This is a genomic window from Mesorhizobium sp. LSHC412B00 (assembly GCF_000503035.1).
GTDB lineage: Bacteria > Pseudomonadota > Alphaproteobacteria > Rhizobiales > Rhizobiaceae > Mesorhizobium.
In genome coordinates this window covers 1-5,372 of the sequence record NZ_AYWB01000038.1, presented here as the reverse complement: position 1 = coordinate 5,372, position 5,372 = coordinate 1, and the positions used below count along the sequence as shown (strand labels likewise).

Here is a 5,372-nt window from a genome sequence, read left to right as displayed (position 1 = left end):
GAGTCCGACATGACCGAACAGCCGGTGAGGTTGACGGTGGTGTTGCCGGAAAAGAGCGCAGCCTGGGAGGCCGACTGACTAAGCGCCAGCACGCAAGCCTTGGAGGCGTCATTGATCAGCGCCACCGCCCTTGCCTGTTCGGCAACGGGCGCCTGGTTGAAAATCGCCGTGAAGTAGCGGTCGAGGTTCTGCTTGACGATGACCTCCACTGCCTTCTTCGCGGTGTTCGGGCCGGACAATGGCGGCGTGTTGACCTGGATCGTGCCCGGCGTGGCAAAATTGTTCGAGGTCGCGGACTGCGTGGCGGCGGCGATGATGGTCGGGTTATCGGAACCCGCGACTTTCTCGAGCGCACCGGCATAGGCCGCGGCATCGGCAACGGCCTGCAGCTTGAGGCTGCTGTAATACCAGAAGGATGTCTCCACACCGAGGCCGGCGCCGCCAACCACGACCGGCAAGGTGAAGGCAACGATGACGGCAACGTTACCGTTCGTGGCGCGCCTTAGGCGGCTCAAAGCAAACCAAATCCGGGTGAACGCGTTGGATGCCATATGTATTAGGAACCACGTAATAGATAAACGAATGTGTAAAAAACCCGTTCCGATTCGATGAAGTCCGACCTGCCAGACGAAGTAGATGTGCTGCAATTCCTCCTCGCCTCGCATGTGCTTCACGCGGCGTCATCATTACGGCCAATGGAGGCGCATTGCTGACCGGCAGCTTTGGGGCCGCAACCTGACCGTCCGTGATTGAGAGCCACATGGCTGCGCGGCTGTTCCGCCATTGAGCCTCGACAGGAGTCCTAGATCCACCCACACGCATATCTTGGGTCGATCGCGCTTCGCGCAAGGCGCCAAATTGCCAGGTCGTGAGTTCGGACAGCGGAAGCATTCTCCTCATGGGTGTGGTTTGTGAAGCACAAGATTTCACGATCACCACCAAGTTTCGGGATGACAGCTTCGTGTTGATCCCGATGATCGGCAGCGTCTGCGGTGAAGTCTCCGTTTAGCGGCTTACCCGGATAGACGGCAATGCAGGAGATCGGCAGTCTCCTGTTCAAGCATATCCATGGGCCATCACCGTCGCGGCCGTGAGGTTACCCAGCCGCAGGAGGGTCCTAAAGCCGCACAACCTCGTCGAGATATAGCCGTATCCGCTGGCCTTCAGCGAAGGACAGCGCAAACGATTCGAGGCCGAATGAGCGTGTAATTTCCTGGTCGGTCTCTATGATGCGCACGACCCATTCGCCACTGGCTCCGACCACCTCCACGCGAGGCAACGCCTTGCGGATTGGCACCACGTTGCTCATCACATCCTCCCTACGAAAAGCAATGGCAAGTCGATTTAAGACCCTGGTAGTCGGTAGTTCAATAACAAATGCTTGTGCGGATCGGACGAACCACCCTGGATGGGCAGTACGAATGCGGGCGAATCACACCTCAGTCAGGCGAACCCTCCCGGGAACCTTCCGTGAGATAGCCTCTGCTTTGGGTCGTTGGCATTCAGGATGGCCGCCAGTTCTTCGGCATACTCCATGTCGGGAAGGTCGACAGATGGGTGGCCCGCTACAATAGCCGGCAGCCCGGTGAACACGTCGAATACCGTCCACGTCCCATCCCGTTCCCGCCTTACCCCGTACCGCAGAGTTGCCATGAGAGGATGCTAATGGAAGCCGCGAATATATGGTACAAAAAATGCGAGCGGGCGATCGGACAACGGGCACGCCTTGCAGAAGTTTTGCCGCTACGACGGGTTCGGTCGGGCACGGCCAGAATAGCCAACCTCGGACCGCCCATCCCCGGCAAGCCACATGACCTGACTGGGAAGAGCATTTCTATGCGCGCCCCATTTGCGCGCAAAAGGTAGACCGTCGCGACTTCCGCCAGGTGATGTGGCACGAGCAACCGGACCACCAGCCGCTGGAATGCGACGCCTAAGAGCGCAGCACAACCCAACTGGTCATCGCTATCGAAGCAGCGTTTGCGGGGCGGCCGCTTCTAGGCGCATGGTGGCTAGATGACCCGAATACGGGTGGGATCGGATGGCGCCACGATTTATAGCGAAACCACTGTCCTGGCCGACCGAACCGGCGGCTGGCTGGTCCGGGCCGGAATGAACCGGGGCAACGCCCGGCTCAACGGCTACGCTCTCGATCAAGTGCACCTGGTCCCGGAAGATCGCGCCGTGGAGGTCGGTTTCGGCGGCGCAGTTTTACTGCCGCAACTTCTCCGTGAGGCAGCATTCGTTTGCGGGGTTGACCGCTCGCAGATGTCGTGAACGCTGCCTGCCGCCGGTTCGCCGATGCAGTGCGCGCCGGACGAGCCGAGTTCCGAGTTGGGCTAGTCGAGGACTTGCCCTTGCCGGATAGCACATTCCACAAGGCTCTCAGCGTCCACACAGTGTACTTCTGGCAAAGCCTTAGAGCTGGATCCGCAGAGCTCGCTCGCGTCCTCAAACCAGGCGGTCGCGTCGTGCTTGGCTTCCTCCCGAAGGCGCATATGGACAGGATGAACATGCCGGCCGACATTTTTACACATCGCGAGCCGGATGAGGTCATTGCTGCCTTGCGAGATGCAGGGTCAGCGACCCTGAAGTGCGGAGACCGAGCACGGAAACCGCATGGCTCGTTGTGACAGGCACGCGAAGATAAGTTTCGGCGCCTGGAAGCGGAAAAGCCCGCCGCCGAAGCCAACTGGCTTTGTTGCAGGGGTTTGCCTAGGCTCCTCTGGGTTCAACACTGGGTGCCAATTGCGCCGTCACTGCGCTGAGACGCCCACGTTTGGTCAGTACTGGCTTGCTGTATTCTTTCTTCATCACTGCAGTCCCTCTCTAGCGAATTTCGGCAAAGCGCCTTGGACCTAAAGGTTCTCACTCATCGGTGCAGGTTGATGGCGTGCACACAGCCGTTACGGCCGAGAGCTTCTCGCGCTTCTTAGTTCCGGCTTCTGATAAGGCTTCTTCATGCAGAGTTCCCCACGTTTGTCCCTCAATGCGAAAATGCGGTGCGCCGACCACGATTGTCAACCGGAAACACTGAAGTAGCGGCCGAGCGACGCCAGGGGCCGGGCACGCGCGGTCAGGACGGCGTGCGCAGCGTGGATGCTGCAATTGCCTGGCCGGTTGCCATGGCCTGCTAACGAGCGCACACTGCTGCGGTCGCCTCGAAAAATCAAAAACAAACAGGCACGAGGCGCTTGGGAGCGATCATCAGGCTTTCGCCCGACCAGGGAGAAGGCCCATGCCCACACCGGCACAGAGCCGGCTCATGTATTTTATGGGCCAACTCGTTCACAACGAGAGCATCGTTTCCAAGCAGGATATGATCGTCGGCTTACTGGATCACGAAGGCAGTCCGACGGCCGACTCCGACGAATTGCTGGCGAACTTGCATCGATCACTGCAACAGGCCCGACAGAGCTTGCACGAGGCGCAAGAGATCTATGGAGTCAGAAATGCGGAGTAGCGAAAAAACAAAACTCGCATACACAGCCGCAGAGTTCGCCGAAAAACACGGTTTGACCGTGAAGGCAGCCGAAATCATCCTGTCCGTGAACGGCTCCTCACGTGTCGCTTGCGATGCAGCAGCACGCGCATTCAAAGAAGCGGTTGCGCACCGAGAACACAGCAATGACGGCGAATGAGGCCCGCGCCTGCTTCCGAGGCTGCGCGGGCCGACCATGACGAGTGGAGAGGACATCTTGGTCACCGGCAGGAATCGCTGAAGAACGAGCCGGGTGTGACCGAACAGCCTCAGAGCGAGGTTGTTCCCGACTGACGCAAAAAAGCCCGCCAGCATGAGCCGGCGGGCCAAGTAATGGGTCGCTGTCCAATGAACGCGTTAGGTGTCTTCAGATGGATTTTGGTCGAGAAGCCGCCGCGCGTCAGGCGCAACAAATCGGGCGCCGATTGAACGCCCTGCGGACGCAGGAACGCCTTCGTCTCGCGGGCGCTCCGCGTAAGCAAATCTTCGCCGCCGAGAAGCTCAATCGTCTCGGCCCAACCGTCGTCTGCAAGCAATTCGTGTGTCATCGCAGTTAGAATCCCACCCGATTCCGCAGGGCAATACCTATCTTATCGCCTAGGCCCTTTTGCCCCTACCGCCGAGACATGAGCGCGCACCACGGAGCTGTCGAACATCTGCACCAGGTGCGCCGACGACGAGAGCGCAGCGAGATGATCAAAGAACGTTTCGAACACGCCCGCCTTGCTCAGCCGGTCGAAGCGTTTCCAAACGCTGTTCCATTTGCCGAAACGCTCCGGCAGCGCTCGCCATGTAGTGTTGTGGACTGAGAATAGTGCAGAGCCTCCACGAATAGCAGGGTCGTCCCGACCCTTGGCTCCGCGCCGTGGCAGCGATCCGCGGAACACCTCCGGCGCCGCCGACCAATCCATCTCCGTCATCTTCGTAGACATTGCCGACCTCCAGAATCAGTCGGCAATCTATGAATCACACCGGATTCCTCTCAAACCAATACCCGTGTCGTTGCGCCCCTCGGGTTCGGCGTCACCATGTCGCTAAGCGAGGAGGCTGCCTTTCTCGCGGCGGGCGGATATCACCATCATCTGGCGCTCACTAACTGGAAAAGCCGCGGCGGCGCCGCGCCCCCGATTGGCACGACGGGCCTACACCATGTCGCCTTTCTCTATCCGACACGGGCGGCGTTGGCGGCTGCGCTGCGCCGCCTGCGAGCAGCAGGGGTGACGCTCACCGGCGCGAATGACCATGGCGGCTCGGAGGCGATCTATGTGCGCGATCCCCGGCAACGGGGTAGAACTCTATTGGGACCGCCCGGAAGCGGAATGGCCGCGCAACCCGGACGGCGCGCTGAAACTGGTCAGCAATCCGCTCGACGTGGACAATCTCGCCCGCGAGGGGGCATCAGACTGCTAAGCCGGCCACCGCCATGGCGGGCTGCGTTCGGAGGACTGCTGCGACAGTGCTAGCCATTCACCGAGCCACGGAGCCGGTTGGCTGCGAGCGGAGGGCAACCATTCGGCTGGCGGGCTTCGCCACCCCAGGTATTAAAGTGTACGCTTCGAGAAGACCGTCGGCAAACTCAAGCGCTTAAAATGCATCGCAATACCCTGCGGGAAGAGAAGCGAAGCTTCGCATCCGAGCTTATAGGACTTGACCGGCGGCTAGCCAGACGGCTCCCGCGCGGCTGAGACGGCCCTGTCCCGTTCCTTTGGATGAACTGCGCCTTGTGGCCGGTGATGTTCTCGATCGCCTTCAAAAGGGGTCGATGAACCTCACAGAGCTTGGCATGCTCGCTGTGGTACGCACAGCGACCCGAATATGCTCTTGTGCAGCGCTTCGGCTGCCGCCAGGAAGCGCTCGATTTCAGCCCGGGAAAGCTGTTCGGAAGGTTTGT

General features: G+C 60.1%; 8 protein-coding genes and 1 pseudogene. 5 read left to right on the top strand and 4 right to left on the bottom strand.

Annotated elements, in window-relative coordinates; all coding sequences use genetic code 11:
- Together X757_RS135595 and X757_RS135600 are read right to left on the bottom strand one after the other, a co-directional pair.
- On the bottom strand, positions 1–647 hold a 647-nt coding region (locus X757_RS135595), incomplete at its 3' end, for a pilus assembly protein TadG-related protein (RefSeq protein WP_306413647.1).
- 470 nt (positions 648–1,117) lie between these two features.
- The gene (locus X757_RS135600; RefSeq protein WP_023728160.1) at positions 1,118–1,309 is read right to left on the bottom strand and encodes a hypothetical protein; all 192 of its coding nucleotides are present in this window, start codon (positions 1,307–1,309) and stop codon (positions 1,118–1,120) included.
- A gap of 707 nt (positions 1,310–2,016) precedes the next feature.
- On the opposite strand from X757_RS135600, the gene X757_RS135610 reads away from it, so the two are divergent.
- The 4 genes from X757_RS135610 to X757_RS1000000167580 all read left to right on the top strand — a co-directional run bounded on the left by X757_RS135610 (position 2,017) and on the right by X757_RS1000000167580 (position 3,641).
- The gene (locus tag X757_RS135610) at positions 2,017–2,277 is read left to right on the top strand and encodes a hypothetical protein (protein WP_023728158.1); all 261 of its coding nucleotides are present in this window, start codon (positions 2,017–2,019) and stop codon (positions 2,275–2,277) included.
- Entirely contained in the window at positions 2,274–2,633 is a 360-nt protein-coding gene (locus X757_RS1000000169955) for a class I SAM-dependent methyltransferase (protein WP_023728157.1), read from the top strand. The genes X757_RS135610 and X757_RS1000000169955 overlap by 4 nt, the downstream gene beginning before the upstream one ends.
- 605 nt (positions 2,634–3,238) lie before the next feature.
- Entirely contained in the window at positions 3,239–3,463 is a 225-nt protein-coding gene (locus X757_RS135620; RefSeq protein WP_023728156.1) for a hypothetical protein, read from the top strand.
- Positions 3,453–3,641: a hypothetical protein gene (locus X757_RS1000000167580; RefSeq protein ID WP_031243249.1), complete on the top strand. Its 189-nt coding sequence runs from the start codon at positions 3,453–3,455 to the stop codon at positions 3,639–3,641. The genes X757_RS135620 and X757_RS1000000167580 overlap by 11 nt, the downstream gene beginning before the upstream one ends.
- A 109-nt stretch (positions 3,642–3,750) precedes the next feature.
- Here X757_RS1000000167580 and X757_RS135625 read toward each other — a convergent pair whose 3' ends face one another.
- The gene (locus tag X757_RS135625) at positions 3,751–4,029 is read right to left on the bottom strand and encodes a hypothetical protein (protein WP_023670652.1); all 279 of its coding nucleotides are present in this window, start codon (positions 4,027–4,029) and stop codon (positions 3,751–3,753) included.
- Positions 4,030–4,071: 42 nt separating this feature from the next.
- Entirely contained in the window at positions 4,072–4,413 is a 342-nt protein-coding gene (locus X757_RS1000000166005; RefSeq protein WP_023728155.1) for a transposase, read from the bottom strand.
- A gap of 78 nt (positions 4,414–4,491) precedes the next feature.
- Here X757_RS1000000166005 and X757_RS1000000167575 point away from each other — a divergent pair.
- Positions 4,492–4,891 (top strand): annotated as a pseudogene (locus X757_RS1000000167575) (VOC family protein); the annotation flags it as partial.
- Between the last annotated feature and the right edge of the window lie 481 nt (positions 4,892–5,372).

What these genes read in the sequence shown, in the direction of transcription:
- X757_RS135620 (WP_023728156.1), top strand. Translation starts at nt 3,239, where the DNA reads ATGCCCACACCGGCACAGAGCCGGCTCATGTATTTTATGGGCCAACTC.
- X757_RS135625 (WP_023670652.1), bottom strand. Translation starts at nt 4,029, where the DNA reads ATGACACACGAATTGCTTGCAGACGACGGTTGGGCCGAGACGATTGAG.
- X757_RS135600 (WP_023728160.1), bottom strand. Translation starts at nt 1,309, where the DNA reads ATGAGCAACGTGGTGCCAATCCGCAAGGCGTTGCCTCGCGTGGAGGTG.
- X757_RS135610 (WP_023728158.1), top strand. Translation starts at nt 2,017, where the DNA reads ATGACCCGAATACGGGTGGGATCGGATGGCGCCACGATTTATAGCGAA.
- X757_RS1000000166005 (WP_023728155.1), bottom strand. Translation starts at nt 4,413, where the DNA reads ATGTCTACGAAGATGACGGAGATGGATTGGTCGGCGGCGCCGGAGGTG.
- X757_RS1000000167580 (WP_031243249.1), top strand. Translation starts at nt 3,453, where the DNA reads ATGCGGAGTAGCGAAAAAACAAAACTCGCATACACAGCCGCAGAGTTC.